The following is a 19,174-nucleotide window of genomic DNA, read 5'->3' as shown; positions in this document are numbered from 1 at the left end:
GAGCCGGGCGGCCCTGGCCCGCCTTTCGACACCGTCAGATGAGCCACCGGGCCACGTCGATCAGGACGATCGTGGCCAGCATGCCCCCGATCAGCAGCGCGGCGCGGCGCAGGAAACGGCGGGTGTAGCCGCTGCCGAGGTGGTCCAGGCCGGAGGGCGGAGGCGCCGGGGGCGCCGGGCGGGGCGCGGTGTGCGGCAGCCCGTACGCCTCCTTCAGGAGGTGGAGCCAGACCGCGTCCGGCAGCCCCGGCCGCTCCCCGTCGACGATCAGCCAGAACGTCTTCCACGCGGACGGCTCCGGGCTCGCGTGGAGCCGCGAGAGCAGCGTGGCGACCGCACCCACCGGGACGTCGCCGCCCCCGAGCAGCGGGCGGACCGCCCAGCGGTGCAGCTCGGCGGCGTTGACCGCGCGCAGGTCCTCCGACGGCTCCTCGGAACCGCCCCGGGCCGCGGACGGGCCGACGGCCCACAGCTCCCGGCCGATGACCACCGTGCACAGCTCCCGGCGCAGCCCGTGCCCCCACGACGGCAGGCGCCGGGCGACCTCCCCGAGGAGCACCGTGACGACCGCGTACGCCTGCTGCCGGCGCAGCGCGTCGAGCAGCTCCCGGTCCCCGCCGACCCCGACCAGCTCCCGCGCCTCCTCCACACTGCGCACGTCCCTCAGCTTGTGCACCAGCGAAGTCTCCGCCTCCCTCCTGCGCGGCCGCCCCGCCCCCTTCCCGGGCCCGGTCCACTGCGGCTCGACGGCCGGGAGCACGGGCGGGGCGTACGGGGGCGGGGGTACGGGTTCCGGCCGGGTCGTCGGTACGGGCGGCGCCACGGGCGCCGGTGGGGGCTCCGGGGTGCGCACGGGCTCGGGTACGGGATCGCGTACGGGTTCGTCCCGGGTGTCCGGCGGGACGGTCCGCTCCACCGGGCCCGCCCCGCCGGACCGGACCACCGGGTCCGGGTCCGGAGCCGGAGCCGGAGCCGGACCGGGGGTGCTGAACCAGGAGGGCCCCGGAGCGGCCGGGTGCTGCGAGCCGCGCGGATCGGACCGCCCGGCACCGGGCGAGCCGGGGCGCCGGGGGTCGGGGGCGCCCCGCCCTCCGGGGCCGGACCGGTCCCGGGGGTCGGGGCCGACCTGGCCTCGGGGGTCAGGGGCCGCCTGGTCCCGGGGGTCGGGGCCGGATCGGTCGCGGGAGCGTGAGGTCGGGGGCTTGGAGGCGTGGGGGGTGAGGGCGTCGAGGCGGTCGGCGGTTCGGGAGGCGGCGTCCAGGAGGGAGGTGCGGTGGGTGGAGGCGGTGGCGTGGAGGACGCGGGCGATCAGTTGGTCGCGGGTTCCGTCCGAGACGTCCTCCAGGTGGTGGTGGACGAGGCGGGCCGCGATCTCCTCCGCGCGGTCGCCGCATCGTTCGCGCGGGTCGACGCGGTGCCGCTCGGTGTTGCGGCTCGCCGCGCCGGACCAGCGGCCGACGAACGCGAAGCGGAGCGAGGCGAGTTCGAGGGTGTCGTGGGTGGCGAAGGTCCAGGGGCCCTTGAAGGTGCTGTGGAGCATGCTGTGCAGCCCCCACAGCACGGGGTGGGTGGTGTCGCCCCGTTCGTCGAGGACGGTGAGCCGTTCGCCGGGGTGGCGGAGGAACTCCGCGACCGTGCCGACGAGTTCCTCCGCCACGTACGGCAGGCGCGCGTCGAGCTCTCGCTGCCCGCGGCCCGCCGCCGGTACGAGGACCTCCTTCCGTACCGCCGGGAGACGCCCGCCGCGCACCTCCGTGAGGTCCACGGCGGCGGCGCCCTCCCAGGTCCAGGCGTGGAGCCCGAGGCAGACGGCGGGGTCGAGGAGGCCGGGCGCGCCGACGAGGGCGTGGCAGAGGACGGACGTCCTGCCGTCGGCGTCCTTGAAGGGGGCGCGCCGGATGAGCACCACGGAGGCGCGCTCCCGGAGCCGTATCAGGGCCGGCCGGGTCTCGTCGCCGGTGGCCCGCAGGACGGGGCCGTAGAGGCGGAAGACGTTCTCGGCGTCCTCGCGGGGCCCGGACCAGGCGACGGGGCCGAAGCCGGTGTTGCCGGTGGGGTTCTCGCTGTCCCAGCGGAAGACGATCTGGTCGGCCTCGTGCTCCGTCCGCGTCATCGGGCGTTCCCCTCCGTAGGTTCCGCCCCGGGCAGCAGCCCGCACAGGGCGAAGAGCGACAGCAGTGGTGCGAGGACCCGGCGCGGCCGGGCCCCGTGCGGAAACCGGTCGCCGCGTGCCTGCCCGCCGGTCGCGGCGACGAAGTGCAGGGTGCAGTCGGCGCAGTCGTCGAAGGGCTTGAGCCAGGCGGCGCCGGCGTGGTGGGCGAGGAAGGCGTACGCGTCCCGGCTCTCCGCCCGGACCGCGGCGGGGTCGTGGCGGCCGGGGAGCGCCCGGCCGAGCCAGCGGTCGACGACCGGTTCGAAGCGGACGAGGTCGCTCTTGTTGACGGCGAGCGCGGCGGGCGCGGCGACGAGTCCGCCGCGCTGCCGGGGGATGCGGTTGAGGACGGTGGTGAAGGCCTCGTCGCCGAGCTCGCGCCGCCGCAGCCCGCTCTGCTCGCGGACCGGGTCGAGGCCGGGCAGCGGGAGGGCGCGCAGCGGGTCCAGGACGAAGACGAAGGCGTCGACGCCCATGAGGAAGCGGCCGACCTCCCCGTCCTGTGCGAGGTCCTCGCCGGCGAGGTCGAAGAAGACGACGGGCCGGGCCGGCGCGCCGCCCGCCTGGACGAGCAGGCCGTCGGCGAACCGCGCGAAGGTCTGCTGTCCGGTGCGGCCCAGCTGCCGCCCCTCCTTGAGCCTCTGGACCCGTTCGCGCACGAAGGTCCGGTGCGCCTCCGGGTCGAGGGGCCGGCACTTGAGTCCGTACGGTTCGAGGCCGCCGAGCTCGACCTCGCCGAGCATGGCGGCGAGGAGGTGGGTCTTGCCGACGGAGGAGCTGCCGACGAGGGCGATGGAGAGCGGTTCGCCGTGGGTGAGGTAGGCGACGGGCAGTTCGTGCTCCTCGTCGCCGTCCATGGTGTGCGGGCACAGGTGGTAGGCCTTGCGCAGGGCGTCGGCGATGTGGCCGGGGCGGCGTTCGGCGCTGAGGTCGAGCGGGATCCGGTTGCCCTTGGCGTCGATGGTGACGAGCAGCCGTTCGTCGTACTCGACGGGGAGCAGGCAGTGGGGGCACATGCGGCTGCGGGGCGGCGGGAGCGGCTCCGGTGCGGGCGTCGCGGCGGGTGCCGCCGCGGGCGTGACGGGTCTGGCCTGGTCGCCTCCGCCGCCGAAGATCCGGTCGAAGAGGGAGGGGCGCGGCGGGCGCGGCTCCGGCGGGGCCGGTTCCTCCGGGTGCCGTTCGGGCGGGGCGCCGCCGGAGGCCGCGCGTTTCCTGGCGATCTGGATGTCGTACTCGGCGCGCCAGCGGTCGAGCGGGTCGGCCGCCCCGACGGCGGTGGCGAGCGGGTCGGACACGTGCAGCAGCCGCATGAGTGCGGCCGGGTGGGGCCGGTCCGCGGCGCGCGCGGCGAAGAGGCCGCTCTGTCCGAGGGCGGCGAGGAGGCGGTAGTCGGCGAGGTCGGCCGGGGGTCCCTCGCCCCGGTCGGGGCGGCCGGAGAGCAGGTAGTAGGCGAGTTCGGCGACGGACCACAGGTCGTCGCGCGGGTCGGCGGCGCCCTGGCCGGCGCGCTGTTCGGGCGAGGCCCAGGGGGCGCCGCCGAAGGGCTCGCGGGCCTCTCCGGCGCGCTGCGCCGCGTACGGTTCGCAGAGCCGGACCCGGGCGCCGTCCCACCGTACGGTGTCGGGCGCGATGGCCCGGTGCACGAGGCCGGCCTCGCCCAGGAGCATGACGGCCATGGTGAGCTGGCCGGTGATGCGCTCCTGGTCCCCGGCGCCGAGGCGGCCCGCCCACTCGGACAGCGGGCGGCCCGTCGGCGGCCGGTAGAGCACGAAGGGCTCGGCGGCGGTCAGGTCGAAGCCGACGATCCGGGCGAACACCGCGCCGAACCTCGCCCCGCCGTACCGCCGTTCGAGGGCGACGGCGGCCGTCACCTCCCGTTCCAGGAGGCCGTACGCGCCGGGGTCGCCCTGCGCGGACGGGGGCAGCCGGTACTGGAGGACGTGCGAGCCCGCGCCGAGGGTGGCCCGGCGGGCAAGGACACCGGGGCGGCCCGGCGGCCGGTGGTCCTCGCCGTACCGGACGGCGAAGCGGAGCGGCACCTCCCGGGGGCTGAGGAACTCCAGCTCCTGGTAGTACGGATGGGCCGGCGGGCGCGGCTCGCTCAGGTGGTCGGGGTGGTCCGGGCCGATCGGCTGGTTCGGGTCGGTCGCATGAGGCGGGCGGTACGGGTCGCCCGGTTGGTTCGGGCGGTACGGGTCACCCGGCTGGTTCGGGTCGGTCACGGTTCTCCCGCCTCCTCGGCGCGGACGGTGTGCACGACGTCCGCGCGCAGCGGCACGAGACGGAGGATGCCGGCGTGCCGTCCCGCGCCGGTCCACACCACGTCCTCGGCGGTGCCCCGCCAGATGTCGTCCCCGGCGGCCCCGCGCCGCATCGCCTCGGGCACGAAGCGGACCTGCCGGGCGGCGAGCGGATCGTGGGAGAGCAGCCGCAGGTGCTCGGGGCCGCACAGCGCGACCGTACGGCCCGGGTCGTCCTCGGTCAGGAGCAGCCGGGCCACCGCGTCGGCGGCGACCCCGGTGAGGCGGGCCGCGTCGGGCCGGTCGGAACGGTCGATGAAGGCCGCGAGGGAGGTGAGCGCGTCGGGGTCGCGGAGGCCCTCGTACCGGGGCGGCGGCGAGGCGGCCACGTCCTGCTCCAGGCGGAGCCGGGTCTCGTCCAGGAGCTCCGTGAGCCGCTGTTCGTGACCGGTCCGCGCGAGGGCGCCGGGGTCGCGCTCGATGCCCGCCCAGCACCGGTCGAGGATCAGGACGGTGCCGGCGACCAGGTCCCCGACGAGGGTGTCGACGAGCGCGGGGCCCCCGTCCCCGTACCGCCGCTCCAGCCAGCCGGGGGCGGGGACGGGAACCGGCGGGGGCCCGTCGGCGGGGAGACCGTACGGGGGCGGCTCGGGGGCGGCGGGGTCGGCGACCGGGGGTTTCCCCGCCGGGTCGGACCAGAGGCCGTCCCCCGCTCCGTCCTCCCAGGACCCCGCTCCGTCCTCCCAGGCCTCCGCTCCCCCGGCCCAGGCCTCCTGTCCGTCCCACCGGTCGTCCGCGTCGTCCGCGTCGTCCCGCCAGTCCTCCCAGCTCCAGGACGCCGTGCCGGAGTCCCGGACCGGCGGCGGCCCGGCCTCCCGGCCGCCGCCCGTGCGCGCCGCCCGCGGCTGCCCGTGCGCGTCGGCGGTCTCCGCGAGGCCCCTGAGCAGCCCGGCCACGGCTCCCGCCCCGGCCGAGCAGTGCTGCCGCACCTCGGCGAAGAGCCAGTCGTGCACGGCGGTCGTGACCACCAGGGCCTGGATCTCCCGCAGGATCCGCCAGGCCTCCTCCGGGTCCGCGCGCGCCCACCAGTCGTCCACGGCCCGGGTCCAGTCGCGCAGCGCGAGGAGCACGACGGCCGCCACGGACACGGCCGCCGCCACCGCCCCCGCCCAGCCGGGCAGGCCCAGGAACCGGCCGAGGCCCGCCCCGACGAGACCACCGAGCAGCCCGCCGAGGAGCCGGGGCGCCGCGCCCGTCGAACCGCCGCCGTCGATCCGGCCGTCCGGCGAACGGTTCGGCCTGCGGCGCAGCATCAGGCGGGCGAGCCCGGCGGCGAGGACGCCGACGGCGGGGCCGAGGCCCCAGCCGAGCACCGGCCAGAGCCCGGCGAGCAGCGCCAGGAGCCCGGTCACCGCGAAGGCCGCGGGGCGCGAGCCACCGGCCGTGAACGGGTACGGGGTGCCGAGCCGCCGCAGCCGCTCGGGGCCGCAGATCGCGTCGAGCCGGGCGAGCCGGGCCGCGCTGCCCACGGGCGCGGTGCGCGCGGACAGCGCGGAGAGCCGGGCCGCGACGGACCGCAGCGGCAGCCCCTTGCCGATCAGGTCGTGGGTGAGGTCGCGCAGCGCCGGGACGATCCCGGCCCGCGAGATCTCCCGCGGCAGCTCGGGCAGTTCGATCCCCCGGTCGCGCAGCATCCCCCGGTGCTCGGTGGTGAGCCGGGTGCCGCCCGCCGCGCCGAACGCGTCCGCGACGGCGGTGCGGAACCGGTCCAGCTCCGTCGTCACCCGCTCGATGTCCGCCGGCAGGTCGACGCTCCGGCCCGCCCCGGTGAGGAGACCGGCCGCGCCCCGGATCCGCCGGCAGTCCTCGACGGCCTCGGCGACCGCCCCGTCGCAGGCGGCGAGCCGGGCCCCCGCCCTGCCCTGCGGCGGCAGCCACGGGTGGCCGGACAGGGAGCGCGGGACGCCCTCGTCGAGGAGGAGCGCGAGCGCGGCCGGCACCTGGTCGGCGGAGACGTTCCCGGCCGGGACGTCCGGCCCGGTCAGCCCCTCCACGGCCTGCCGCCAGGCGCGCGCCCTGGCCTCGTCGGTGAGGTCGTGCTCCAGGACCCGCACGGCGGGCACGGCGACGCCGTGCACCACCTCGCCGAGCGCGCGCAGGACGGCGTCGAAGACCTCGGGCGTGGACAGGACGTCGACGAGCGGGCGCAGCACGGCCTCGCCGGGGACGCCCTCCTCCGTGGAGTCGAAGACCCACAGGATGCCGGCGGGGGGCGGGCGGAGCGTGAGGGAGCGGCTCAGGGTCCGCTCGCCCCGGGTGCCGACGGCCACGCACACGATGTGCGCGGGCCCGTAGGAGGAGAGGCGCTCGTAGAGCAGCTGGTGGGCGACGAGCCGGTCGGCCCCGTCGACGACGAGGAAGCGCCGCTCGCCGCCGGGCTGCGGGACGTCCAGGGCCGCGCGGACGGCGGCGTCGGGGTCGTACGCCCCGGCCGGCGGCGTCCGCAGGTCGAGGCAGACGGCGTGGCCCGGCAGCGGCCGTTCGGGCAGGACGGAGGGGACGTGTGCGCTCATTCCGCCCCACCGTCCCGGCCCCGGCGGTACGGCTCCGCGTCGGCGGGCCCGTCCTCCGGTCCGTACTCCTCCTCGTCCGGCCCGAAGTACGGCTCCGGATCGAGCTCCCAGTCGCCCTCGTAGGCGGACGGCGCCGGGGAGGGCGGCCGGTTCGCGTACGCGGAACGCGGATCGCGCCCGCCCCCGGCCTCGTACCGGGCACCGTCCTCGTGCCCGGGGCGCGGTCGCGGCAGCCCCCGCGCCCGGTCCTGTCCCTGTCCCCGGCCCTGGTCCTGTCCCCGGCCCTTCCCGGGGGCGTGGCGTTCGTAGAGGGCGCGGAGGCTGGCGCGGGTCGGGCGGGCCGCGCTCGGGAAGCGCATGTCGAGGGCGCCCGGGTAGGTGACCTCCCAGAAGTGGCGGAGCGGGGCGAGCCATTCGCTGTCCGTCTCGCCGTACTCGGCGGCGATCTCGTCGATCAGGGCGAGCTGGCGCGGGGCGACCTGCTCCACGAAGTGGGTGAAGAGCGGCGACGGGGGCTCCGGGACCTGGGCGAGGCCCTTGGGCAGGGCGCGCATGAGCCGTTCGCAGAACTGCTCGATGATCTGCCCCTCGTCGAGCAGCGCCCAGCGCTCGTACGCGCGCAGCAGCCCCGCCCAGCTGGACAGCGAGCCGTCGAAGCCCTCCAGGCGCAGCGACATGGTCGCGGACTCGCCGTCCTGGAGACGGATCCGGACGAGGCGGGGCGAGCCGGGCGGGCCCTCGGCGGCGATGTGGCCGTTCCACATGGCGCAGAGCAGCCGGTGGAGGATGCGCTGCCGGTCCTGTTCGGTGGAGACGAGCCAGTCGTCCTGGTGGCCGAGCCGCTGGCGCCAGTGCAGGAAGTCGCCCTCGCCGCCGGAGTCGCGGGCCTCGGACCAGAGGCTGAGGACGTTGCGGACCTCGGAGATGTCGGTGAGGTTCATGCCGCTGCGGAAGAAGACGACGGTGATGGAGTCGGTGTCGACGGCCCGGCACTCGGGGAACACCCGGGCGGGCAGGTTGAGCTCCTGGGCGAGGAAGTCGGCGGCGCGGCCGTCGGACTCGCTCGCCGGGTGCACGATGAGGATCTTGAGCGGGCCGCTGCCGTCCGGGATGAAGCCGACCGGGAGGAGTCCGGCGAGCCGGGAGCGGAACTGGTCGAGCCAGCGCGGGTCGACCTTCGCCTCGGCGGTCTCGTCGCCCGCGGCGGCCCGCAGCAGCAGCTCCATGGAGGGCAGCAGGGGGCGGGCGAAGACGTCCTCGTTGGCCTCGCCGAAGAGGCGCTTGACCCGCCGCTCGACGACCTGCTTGATCTCCTTCACGGCCGCCCCGGAGGAGCGGCGGACCGCGTCGAGGGCGCGCCGCCAGTCGTCGGGCCCGACGAGCCGGTCGAGGAGGGTCGCGGCGTCGGTGGTCTCGGGCAGGCCCTCGCTCTGGGCGAGGCGGTCGACGACGTCGTCGTAGAAGGCGCGCAGGGTGTTCTGCGGGGGCAGCAGGTAGGCGATGCCCGCGCGGTCGGGGCGGTAGAGCTCGCGGCGGCTGTCGGCGAAGGACTTCGCCTCGTCCTGCTCGTGGGCGCGGAGCACCTTGGTGAGTTCGGCGATCTCGGCGGTGACGCGGTTGAGGGAGCGCCGCCACTGGTTCTCGCCGGCCTGCCAGCCGCGGTGCCAGAGGACCCGGGCCCGCCACTGGTACCAGGCCTGCTGTGCGGCGAGGGTGTCCTGGACGTCGGGGTCGGTCCACCGGGCCGGTACGACTCCGCCGACGCCGCGCCTGATGTGGGGGATGTTGGGGGCGGAGGTCTGGACGTTCGGGGGGCGTTCGGGGTCGTTGCGCCGGTTGTCGAGCATGCCGGTGAAGCCTTCCCTGGCCACCCGGTCGGGGTGGCCGGGCAGTCCGGCGAGGACGGTCTCCAGCTGGAACGGGCCGATGAGGCCGAGGAGTTCGCGTGCGCCCGCGCCCGGCTTGAAGTCATCGGTGAGGCGCGGTATCTCGCGGGAGAGCCGGACGTCGAGGCGCTGGAGGGACTCCTCCATGTCGTTGAGCCGCTGCCTCAGTTCCTGGGTGATGTCCCGGCTGCCCCTGGGCAGTTGCTCGGGCAGCGGGACGTCGGGGGCCTCGCGGCTCCACAGGCGGCCGATGCCGGAGCGGGTGAAGAGGTCCCGGACCATGTCCTGTCCGTCCCGGGCGGGCCGCCGGGCGCGTTCGGACATGCCGCGGACGGCCTGGGCGAGGAGCCGGGCGGCGACGATCTCGGCGAGGTCGTCGACGGGGACGGTGAGGGAGGCGGCGAGGCTGGTGGACATGCCGCGGTAGCCGATGCCGGTCCGGGCCGGGGTCGAGCGTTCCACGCTCTTGTTGATGAAGCTGGCGGCGAAGGACTGGTAGTCGTCCTCCGCGCGGTTCACCGAGTTGCTGTCCTCGCCGAGTTCGGTGCCGATCAGCGACATCACCATGGCGGTGATGGAGCGGCGCAGGTCCTCGGCGCCTATGACGGCCGGCTTGGAGAAGAGGAAGGCGGTCTGCATGGTGGCGGGGCGCAGGGCGACGACCCCGTCGCCGGGGTAGGTGACGCTGAGCCGGCCGCGTTCCTCGACGTCTCCGACGGCGTCGAGGGCGTCGGGCACGTTCTGGTCGTCGACGAGCCGCGAGAGGTCCACGAGGGCGCGGGCCGCGTTGAGTTCGGCCTCGCGTCCGCCGCCCGCCTCGGGCGAGAAGGCGGAGGGCATGACGACGAGCGGGTAGATCTTCACGCCGGGCACCTTGGCGTTGCGGAACTCGTGCCCGATGAGGTGGATGAAGTCGTAGAAGATCCCGGCGCCGGTGCCGCCGGCGACGGAGAAGGCGACGAAGACGTCGCAGCCCCGGATGCGGCCGCCGCCGACCCGCTTGAGGTCGCCGGCCGCCTGCCCGATGGCGCCGATCGCCTCGCGGAGCTGCCGCAGGACGGGTTCGAGTCCGGAGCGCAGGGTCGCGAAGAGCGCGGCGCGCCCGACGGTCGGCAGCTGTCCCGCGCCGTTGTTGAGGGGGGCGACGCGCGGCTGGCGGGCCTGTGGCGGCAGCCAGTGCCGGGTCTCCTCGTGGAGGGAGACCCGCAGCATGCGGGCGACTTCGGGCGAGGAGTCGAAGTCGGTGGGCAGCAGGTCGCGGACCATCCGGGAGGTACGGGCGAAGGCGGCGCCCTCGGCGCCCTTGGCCCGGAACTGGGGATAGCCGAGCAGTTCGCCCTCGCTGAAGTCGGCGTAGACGAACTGGAGGCAGTCGGGCAGCTGGAAGGGCAGCCGGCGGCCGCCGTCGACGAGGTCGGTGCCGTCGGGTCCGCACAGCTCCCGGCGCAGCTGCCGTTCGAGTTCGGTGCCGATCTTTCCGCCGGTGCCGCCGAGTCCGACGAAGAGCATGGGCTGGTAGATCTTCATGGCGTCTCTCCTCGGTGCCCGTTCAGAAGTTCACGTCGTAGGCGTCGGACCCACCGGTCCCGGACGCCCCGGAGGTGCCGGACGCCCCGGAGGTGCCGGACGCCCCGGAGGCGGGACCGGTGCCGGGTCCCGGACCGGGGCCGGTGCCGGGGGCGGTCTCCCCGCCGCGGCCGGTGCCGGGGCCGGGCCGGCGGGGTGGCCGGATCCTCTTCGGGGTGGGCGCCCGCCCGCCCCGTACGACGAGTTCGTGGTCGCCCAGGCCGATCGGCTCCCCGGCCCTGACCGGCGCCTGCCGGCCGCCGCGGGGGCGCAGCAGCAGTTCGCCGGAGCCGGTGCGGCGCAGCACGTGGGCGGTGGAGGCGGCGGTGCCGCGGACGCTGCGGAGCATCGGTGATCCCCCGTACGGCTCGTCGACGGTGAAGGCGAAGGTCCCGCCCTGGCTCTGCCCCTTGCGGACGGTCAGCACGTGCAAGGGGCGGCCGTCCTCGCACAGTTCGAGCGTGATCCCGGTGAGGTCGCGGAGGCGGCGCCGGGCGGCGATCCGGATCCCGACGAGGACGGCGAGGACGAGGAGGGCGGCGGCGCCGCCGGTGACGGCCTTCCACCGGCGGTCCCACCAGGTGGGCGGTGCCACCACGAGGACGTCGAGGAAGGCGGTGTCGAGGACGGTGTCGCCGTCGCCGGTGTCCACGACCGCGACCTGGCCGCCGAGTTCGCCGAGGGCCGTGCCGGGCGCGAGGGTCACGGTGAAGGGGATGCGGGTGCTCCTGCCCGCGGGCGCGGTGACCGGCGTCGGGGCGACGGTGAGCTCGGTGCCGGGCGTCTGGTCCTGGAGGGCGAGCCGCAGGGTGTGCGGCGCGGAGTCGTTGTTGGTGACGTCGAGGGTGCCGCGGACGGTGCCGCCGGGGTGCACGGTGACGCGGTCGACGGCGAGCCCCGCGGTCAGCACCGGTACGTCCGGGCCGCGCCGGGCGTGCACCGGGCGCCGGTCGGAGGTGATGCCGGGCGCCGCCATGCGCGTGACGAGCTCCAGGTCGCCGGTGGCCGTGTCCGGCAGGGTGAACGTGCCGCTGAAGCGGACGTCCCCGGCCTTCGCGTCGGGGGCCCGTCCGTCGTCGGCGAGCCGGAACGTGAAGGGCCGGAAGCCCGCGCCGGCGACCTCGGCCGAGGCCGTGAGGTCGGCGAGCTGCCGGGGGTCGGTGATGACGACCCCGCGCCGGGTCTGCATCCGCACCTGCACGGTGACCTTCTCCCCCGCGCGCGGGGACGCCGGGTCGAGGGTGACGTCGGAGCGGAGGCGGCCCTGCCAGATGGCCCGGACGGCGACCTCCCGGTCGCGGTGGCCCTCGGGCGCCTCGATGTGCACGCGCCAGGGGCCGGGCAGCGGGTCCTTCACGCGCAGCGCCTCGACGGGCCCGTCCTGGCCGCTCACCTCGAAGACCGAGCCGTCGAACTCCCCCCGTACGGGGACCTTGCGGCCCGCCGGGTCGTAGTAGGTGACCCGCACCTTCGGGTCGTGCTTGGCGACGGTGAGGGAGCCGTCGGTGGCGATGGGCGGGATGGTGACGGTCAGGTCGGCGGGCGGCTTGCCGACGGTGCCCTGGGCGAGCCGGGCGCAGCGGGCGGCGGCGAAGGTCTCCTGGAGCGCCTTGTCGATCTCGGCGGAGGTGTCGACGACCCGCATGCGGGGGACGGAGTCGGGGATGTCGGAGCAGGAACCCCGGTAGCCGCCCTCGGCCATCGCGGTGAGGGCGGAGCGGTCGATCTCGCTGCCGAAGCCGAGCGGCCAGATCTGCACCCCGGCCGCGCGGGCGCGCGCGAGCTCCTCGGTGAGCCGGCGGGCGCCGTTGGCCTGGCGGGTGTCGCGGTCGGTGCCGTACTCGGGGCTGTCGGCGACGTCCAGCCTGCCGTCGGTGAGCAGGAAGACGACCTTGGGCACGGCCGGGGCCTTCGCCGTACCGGTCCCGCCCTCGGTGAGGCGCGTGACGGCCTGCCGGACGGCCGCCGGGAAGTCGGTGCCGGGGCCCATGCGGGCGGCGTCGCGGCGGCCGAGCTGCTGGACGCACGTGCTGAGCCGCTCGCGGCCCGCCGCGTCGGCGACGACGAGCGGGCAGACCTCGCGCACGGGCGACTGGCCGGACTTCTCGGAGCTGCCGAAGCCGATGACGGTCGCCCGGGAGCGCTCCGATATCTCGCCCTGGCTGAGCAGCGCGGCCGCCTCGGTCTCGCGCGCGAGGTCCTTCTCGGCCAGGCTCGCCGACTGGTCGACGACGACGGCGAAGTCGAGCGGGTCGGGTCCTTCGGCGGGTTCGGCGGCGGTACGAGGAGAGGCGGGGGCGGCCCGGGGACCGGCGGGGGCGACGGCGACGGCGACGGTACGAGGGGCGCCGGGGGCGACGGCGACGGCCGCCGGCGGGCCGGAGAGCGCGAGGAGCACCCCGGCGAGGAGCAGGGCGCTCCCCTTGTCGGTCCACTGCATCTTCTCTCTCACCACAGTTCGCTGAAGAGGGCCAGGCCGGCGCCGAGCACGAGCGCGCACACGCCCAGGCGCAGCCACCGGTACTTCGCCGCGAGCACGAGCCCGTGCACGCCGGCCTGTTCGAGGAGCCAGTCGGTGGCGTCCGCGCCGGACGCGCCGAGCCGTTCCCGCAGGGCGGGCGCGGACGGGCCGGACGTCAGCTCGCGCAGGAGCGTGCGGTCCGCGCCGATCCGGGTCCGCGGCAGGACCACCGAGACGAGCATCAGGACCCCGGCCGTCCACAGCGCGCCCGCCGCGAGCAGGAACGCGATCCCGACGCCGCTCGTGGGCAGCGGGGTGCGGTCCCCGGAGAAGACGACCGCGAGGAAGGCGAGGGCGCCGGAGAGCAGGATCGCGGCCTTGGTGTCGGCCCGCCCTATGTCCTCCCGGACGGTGGCGAGGAGCCGCTCGGCCATGAACCGCAGCTCCTCGGGCGGTACGGGAAGGGGCGCGCGCAAGGGATCGGGCGCGGGGGCCGGATCGGGCGCGGGGGCCGGGGCCGGGGTGCTCATTCGTCGTCCCAGTCGTCGAAGTCGGAGCTCGGCCGGGCGGGCCCGGTGGTCCGGGCGGGCCGGCCGGGCCGTTCGCGGGTCTCCCGGTCGTACGGGTCGTCGCGGTCGTACCGGCCGTTCCGCTCGTACGCGTCCGGTTCGTACCGGTCGTGGCCGTCGTCGAAGCCGTCGTCGCCACGGCCCCGGGACCGCCCCCGCTCACGCCCCCGTTCCCGATCGCGCTCCCTCTCCCGCTCCCGTTCGGAGCCGGACTCGACGCGGGTCGGTTCGTAGACGCGGGGGTCGCGCGGGGTCTCGCCGTGCTCCTCGTCCCAGTCCGGGTCGCTCGGCTCCGGGGAGGCCTCCTCCAGGGCGCGCGGGCGCCGCGGAGGGTCGCCGGAGGGGTTGAGGACCCGGTCGGTGATGCCGCCGAGGACGCTGCCGGTCTGGGACCGCAGGTACATGAGCACCTGGTACATCTGCTCGCCGATGTCGTGCCGTTCGAGGACGCCGGTGTCCAGGAGCCGGTTGAAGACCCTCAGGTAGTCGTCCTGGCCCTCGCGCCGCTCCCGCTGGAGCTGGCTGCGGATCTCCCACTGCTTGTCGGGGTGCATCGCCATGTGGTGGGCGATCTGGGCGAGGTCGCCGCGCCGGAAGAGGTCCTCCAGCTCGCGGGCCCGCTCGGCGACCAGGGCGCGGTCCGCCGCCGCCCTGCGCCGCTCCGCCTCGGCGACGCGCTCGTCGGCCTCCATGGTGACGCCGACCCGGTCGCGCCGGGAGACCTCGGCCTTGACGGAGTCGTCGAGGTCGATGAAGACGAGGACCCGGGTGCGCAGCCCGATGTCCCGGCCGAAGCTGAGGCGGCCGGTGGCGAGTTCCTCGCGCACGGCCTCGTCGGCGCGCTGCGCCTCGGTGATCCGGAACCGCCGGGACAGCCTGCGCAGGCCGTCGAGCAGTTCGGCGTGGAGCAGTTCGGCGACGTCCTCGACCTGCTCCTGGACGACGAGGTACGGATCGGTCACCACCCACTGGACCTTGGCGACGGCCTCGAAGAAGACTCCGTCGCCGGCGGCCGGGAGCTGGAGCCGGACCTCGGTGACGTTGCGGCCGAGCTGCACCTCGAAGACGGTGTACGGGGAGCCGAACAGGGGCTTGTCGACGTCCTCGGTGCGGTCCGGCCAGACCACCCGGTGGCCGCCGTTGCGGTAGAGGAGCACGGCGGCGACCCGGCCGCTGCGGCGGCGGTACGGGGGCGCGTACTCGCCGAGGAGGGGGCCGCGCGGCCGCCCCGGGGCCGCGGGTCCGCCGGTGGCCGCCGCGTGCCGCCGCGCCCGGCCCCGCGCCTGCTCCGCCCCCTCGTCCGGTGCGCGGCCGTCGTCGAGGTCGAGGTCCGCGTCCGGGTCCGGGTCCTCGTTCCGGTCGCGGTCGCCGGGGTGCCGCCCGCCGTTCTGCCCCTCGTACGGCCGCCGCTCGTACCGCTCCTCCTCGTACCGCTGCCGCCGCCGCTCCCTGCCGTCCTGTCCCTCGTACCTCTCCCGCCCGTCCTGCCCCCCGTGCCGCTGCCGTTCGTCGCGGTCCCGCTCGTCCGGCCGCGCGTTCCTGTTCTGCTCGGGCCCGGTCATCGGTTCGCTCCTTCCGTCACGGCGTCCCACATCCGGCGCGCCGCGCTCCTGTCCAGGGGCCGGTCACGGTCCCGGACCAGTTCGTTCAGCAGTGCCCTGAGCCGGTCCCGGTCACGGCGGTCCACCGCGAGGAGCGGCAGGAAGGCGCAGACGTGCCCGAGCGCCCCGGGGTCCTTCGCGGCGCGCCGGAGGAGGCCGCCGAGGGCTTCGAGGGCGGCCTCTCCGGAGCGGGCCGTGGCGAGCGTGTGCCGCAGCAGCCCGGCGAGTCCGGGTGCGAGCGCGGGCCGGGTCGCGAGGAGCGCGACGAGCAGGGGGCGGGCCGCGTGCTCGTCGAGTCCGGGCACCTCGCGCAGTCCCCACAGGTGGGTGGTCCGGGTGCTCAGGGCGCGGATGACGGTGAGGTGGACCAGGTTGGCGAGGTTGGGCCGGCCGTCGTCGGACCACTGCCGGAGCCGCCGCAGGACGGGCTCGGGCGCTCCGGAGGCGAGCAGCCTGGCCGTGCTGAAGGAGGCGGGCACGAGGACGTCGCCGTCCGTGGGCTCGCACGCCCGGACGACCCGGGCGAGGGCGTCGAGCGAGCCGGGCACGCCCCCGGCCGGCAGGACGAAGCCGTGGGCCAGCAGGGCGGTCCCGACGAGCGTGGGGTCGTCGGAGAGCGCCCAGTCCTTGAGGACGGAGGCGACGGCCGGCCTGATCCGGTCGTCGCGGGCGGACTCGGCGAGCGCGGTCGCGGCGGCCAGGCGGGTGACGGGGGCGTCGGTCACGGCGAGGGGGACGATCAGCTCGCGGAAGCCGTGGATCCAGTCCCAGGAGCAGAGGACGCCGGCGGCGACGGAGGCCCTCACCCACACCTCCGCGCGCGGGTCGTCGCACAGGGCGCGCAGCCAGCGCGCCACCGGGCCGCGGGCGTTGTGGTAGCCGTGCCAGACCTCCCCGAGGACGGCGGCGGCGAGGGCCTCGCCCTGGAAGCGCACGGCCCGCACGGGCACCTTCGCCGGGCCGAGGTCCAGTTCGGCGTCCTCCAGGACGGCGCGCGCCCGCATCGGCCGGTGCTCGGCGTGCGTGCCGAACAGGCGGCGTCCCGGCGCCTGTCCGGGGTCGAGGGTGACGGCGAGTTCCCAGGCGAGGAGTTCGGCGGCCTCGGCGGCGAGGCTGTAGGCGGATCCGTCGAACACGGCGACGGCGATGCGGAACGCCCCGGCGTTCAGCGCGGGCAGCGCCTCCGGAAGCGCGCCGGGGCGGTCGGCGTCCGAGAACCAGGCACGGGCCTGGGCCGTCACGAAGGTGGCGCAGTCGGCGAGGAGCTGCTCGTCCGTCAGCTCGCCGCGCCGGTGCCGGGCGAGGTGGTCGGCGAGCCGGGCCGCTTCGTGCGGCCGCAGCTCCTCCAGGCCGAGGGCCGCGACGACGTCGGGGCGCGCGGCGAGCGCCCGCGCGGTGTCGAGGGCCTCGGGGGGTTCGCCGCGCAGCCGGTGCCTCAGGTGCCTGCGGAGGACCTCGTCGGCGGGCGGGGGCGCGCAGTACGTCCCGTACCGCCCCCGCAGCATCCGGTCGGCGAGCTCACCGCTCTCGACGAGGACGATCCCGTACGCCTCGCGGCCCTGGAGCAGGTCCGCGAACCGGTCCAGATGCAGTTCGGAGAGGCGGGTGGCGGGGCGGCGCGCCGCGGCGCCGTCGCCCGCTCCGGAGCGGGAGCGCGGCTCGCTCTCGGTCCGGGCCTCCTCGGTCAGCAGCTCCATGAGGTGCCCACCGCCTTCCTGGAGGGCCTCCCCCGTGATCTCGTCGACGCCGTGGCGGGGGTCGAGGCGGAAGACCTTGCCCCCGGTGAGCTCGTCGAGGAGCGCGAGCGCGGTGGCCTTGCGGCCGCTGCCGGGCTCTCCGCAGAGGACGAGGAGCCGGTTGCGGCGGAGCCGTTCCTTCATCCGCTGGTAGCCGGCGGTCTCGCAGTACACCTGGGCGAGGTGGTCGAGGGTCTCGGGCGGGACGGGTCCCCGGACGAAGCGCGCGGAGTCGTCGGTGCCGTACACGGAGAAGAACTGGTTGCCCTCGAAGAAGGCGCCGTCGCCCTGGACGGTGGTGTGGCGGTCGCCGGTCGCGCCCGCCCAGGTGCGGACGGCGCGGAGGGCCGTGGCGGCGCCGCCGGTGTCGCCGCCGCCGAGGGGTGCCCGGTCGGCGGCGGCGAAGACGTCCGCCTCGCGCGGCTGCTCGCCGGCCCCCTCGCCGCCCCGGTCGTGCGCGTCCCGTCGATCGCTCCGGCCCCCCCGGTCGTGCGCGTCCCGTCGATCGCCCCGGTCACCCCGATCGCCCCGGTCGTCCCGCTCGGGGCCGGGGTCCGGGGTGTCGTTCCCGGTCGCCGCCTCGTCCTGGTCGCTCACTCCGGTTCACCCGCCCCCGCGGCCGTGCCCTTGCGGATGCCGGTGAACCCCCCGTGGATCGTGTTGCCGTGGACGTCGAGCAGGTCTCCCCCGACGTGGAACGTACGGTTCCCGCCTCCGGTCCGGGGCGTTGGGCCGTCCCCCCGCGACGGCCCAACGCCGGTCTGTGAACCCCCCTCGGGCTCCCCCGTCATGGGCGGGGCGGTGCTGCGCGGCACGTGGAACCACGCGGTCTCGTCGGTCTCCTTGGACCGGACGCGGGCGGGCCGGTAGTGCGCCGGCTCGACGTACCGCCCGCCCTCGGCGACCACGTTCCCGTACAGCCAGTCGGAGACGACGACGAGCAGGTCGACCTCGGGGCTCTCCGCCATGATCCGCTTGGCGGGGGCGCTGTCGCAGAGCCGGGCGGCGAGGTCCACCGCCCGCCCGACGAGCCCGTGGCCGTCCTGGGCGACGAGTCCCGCGTTCATCCCGATCCGCAGCCGCAGGCGGCGGCTCCGGCCCGTGTTGTGGGCGCGCAGGCTCTCGTAGAGGGTGTCGATCCACCGTCCGACCATGAGGGTCGGCGGCACGTCGGGGCGCAGGGCGGCGAGGATGCCGTCCCCGCGGTCCTCCTGGTGGAAGGTGCCGGGTTCGACGCCGACGGAGCCGTACGCCTCGTCGAAGGCGGTGTACATCGCGGCCCGGTGCAGCTTCTTCTCGGCCATGTCCAGGGTCCCGGAGCCGACGATGTCGCCGAAGACGACGAACCGGTGGATCCCGCCCGCTACCCCGTTCGCTTCCGCACTGCTCACTCTCGGACTCCCTGTGTGTGGTGCCGTGGTGGCGCGTGTCCAGACTGGCCGCGTGGCGCGGCCGGCGATGTAGCCGTTTACACACCCGGCGGAGATGCGGCCGCCGGGTTTCCGCCGGGGCGTGCGCGCCCCTGCGCGAGCAGCACCAGGACCGGCATGTCGAGGACGACGACGGTGCGGTTCGCGGTGCGGACGACGTCCTGTTCCCGGAGCAGGCGCAGGGCCTTGGCCACCGCTTCCCGGGTGGCTCCGATGGCCGCCGCCAGGTCGTGCTGGGGCAGCGGAAGGTCGAGTACGGTGCCGCCGTCGGCCCGCCGGCCGGCGCGCTCGGCCAGTTCGACGAGGCGGGCGGCGAGGCGCTGGAGGACGGTCTCGGAGGCGAGGGCGCGGCGTTCGACGTCGGCGCTGCGCAGCCGGGTGGCGAGCTGGCGCATGATCAGCGCGGTGGCGTGCGGCCGGGCGGCGAGGAAACGCCGGAACCGGTCGCCGGAGACGGCCACCGCCTCGACGGTGCCGAGGGCGGTGACGCTGGCGCTGCGCGGGCCCCGGTCGACGGCGGCGAGGTCGCCGACGACCTCGCCCGCGCCGCGCAGGGCGAGGATGAGCCGCGATCCGCGCTCGGTGCCGACGGAGACGACGGACCAGCCGGAGAGGAGCGCGAGGACATAGGCGCTGGTGTCGCGTTCGCGGATCATCACCTCCCCGGGTTCGTAGACGCGCCGGGCGCCCTCGGCGAGCAGCGACCGCCGGTCGGCCGCGGGGAGGGCGTGGAGGAAGGAGCGGTCCTGGCCGAAGAGACTCATCGCCGCTCACCCCCGTACCGTCCGCGGGCCCTCCGGGGAAGACCGTCCGCCGGTGGCCGACCGGCGCTTTCGCGTGTGTGTTCCCCTCCCATGTGGCGTGTCCCGCCACACTATTGACGTTGTGTCACGTCATGGGGTGAAGAACGCTAGAGGGTGCGGAAGAAATGCGTCAACGGGCACGAGGGGCGCAGGGGAG

At 76.1% G+C, this 19,174-nt stretch carries 10 protein-coding genes; all 10 read right to left on the bottom strand.

Annotated features, from left to right (window positions below; genetic code table 11):
• Positions 1 to 34 precede the first annotated feature (34 nt).
• Positions 35 to 2,113, bottom strand: a complete 2,079-nt coding sequence (locus ACFYUS_RS30925) for a hypothetical protein (protein ID WP_388859382.1) — start codon at positions 2,111 to 2,113, stop codon at positions 35 to 37.
• Positions 2,110 to 4,374: a hypothetical protein gene (locus ACFYUS_RS30920; protein ID WP_388859379.1), complete on the bottom strand. Its 2,265-nt coding sequence runs from the start codon at positions 4,372 to 4,374 to the stop codon at positions 2,110 to 2,112. The genes ACFYUS_RS30925 and ACFYUS_RS30920 overlap by 4 nt, the downstream gene beginning before the upstream one ends.
• A complete protein-coding gene (locus tag ACFYUS_RS30915) occupies positions 4,371 to 6,965 on the bottom strand; it encodes a hypothetical protein (protein WP_388859376.1) in 2,595 nt (864 codons plus the stop codon). Before ACFYUS_RS30915 ends, ACFYUS_RS30920 begins: the two co-directional genes overlap by 4 nt.
• Complete coding sequence (locus ACFYUS_RS30910; protein ID WP_388859373.1) at positions 6,962 to 10,378, bottom strand: tubulin-like doman-containing protein; 3,417 nt, start codon at positions 10,376 to 10,378, stop codon at positions 6,962 to 6,964. The genes ACFYUS_RS30915 and ACFYUS_RS30910 overlap by 4 nt, the downstream gene beginning before the upstream one ends.
• A 22-nt stretch (positions 10,379 to 10,400) precedes the next feature.
• Positions 10,401 to 12,857 carry a VWA domain-containing protein gene (locus ACFYUS_RS30905; protein WP_388859370.1) on the bottom strand — a complete coding sequence of 819 codons (2,457 nt, stop codon included), beginning with the start codon at positions 12,855 to 12,857 and terminating at the stop codon, positions 10,401 to 10,403.
• Between the two features lie 8 nt (positions 12,858 to 12,865).
• Positions 12,866 to 13,408 (bottom strand): Pycsar system effector family protein, encoded by a 543-nt coding sequence (locus tag ACFYUS_RS30900; RefSeq protein ID WP_388859368.1) that lies wholly within the window; start codon positions 13,406 to 13,408, stop codon positions 12,866 to 12,868.
• Positions 13,405 to 15,009, bottom strand: coding sequence for a hypothetical protein (locus ACFYUS_RS30895; RefSeq protein ID WP_388859366.1), 1,605 nt, complete (start codon positions 15,007 to 15,009; stop codon positions 13,405 to 13,407). Before ACFYUS_RS30895 ends, ACFYUS_RS30900 begins: the two co-directional genes overlap by 4 nt.
• Positions 15,006 to 17,381, bottom strand: coding sequence for a hypothetical protein (locus tag ACFYUS_RS30890; protein ID WP_388859364.1), 2,376 nt, complete (start codon positions 17,379 to 17,381; stop codon positions 15,006 to 15,008). Before ACFYUS_RS30890 ends, ACFYUS_RS30895 begins: the two co-directional genes overlap by 4 nt.
• On the bottom strand, positions 17,378 to 18,175 hold the full coding sequence (locus ACFYUS_RS30885; protein ID WP_388859361.1) for a hypothetical protein: 798 nt from the start codon (positions 18,173 to 18,175) through the stop codon (positions 17,378 to 17,380). Before ACFYUS_RS30885 ends, ACFYUS_RS30890 begins: the two co-directional genes overlap by 4 nt.
• Positions 18,176 to 18,252: 77 nt before the next feature.
• Entirely contained in the window at positions 18,253 to 18,978 is a 726-nt protein-coding gene (locus ACFYUS_RS30880) for a Crp/Fnr family transcriptional regulator (RefSeq protein WP_041131732.1), read from the bottom strand.
• Positions 18,979 to 19,174 lie beyond the last annotated feature (196 nt).

Origin of the sequence: Streptomyces sp. NPDC004284 (assembly GCF_042874035.1) — a bacterium.
In the GTDB taxonomy this organism is placed as follows: Bacteria; Actinomycetota; Actinomycetes; order Streptomycetales; family Streptomycetaceae; genus Streptomyces.
The sequence above is the reverse complement of the archived record's forward strand: the minus strand, read 5'-3'. Positions and strand labels throughout refer to the sequence as shown.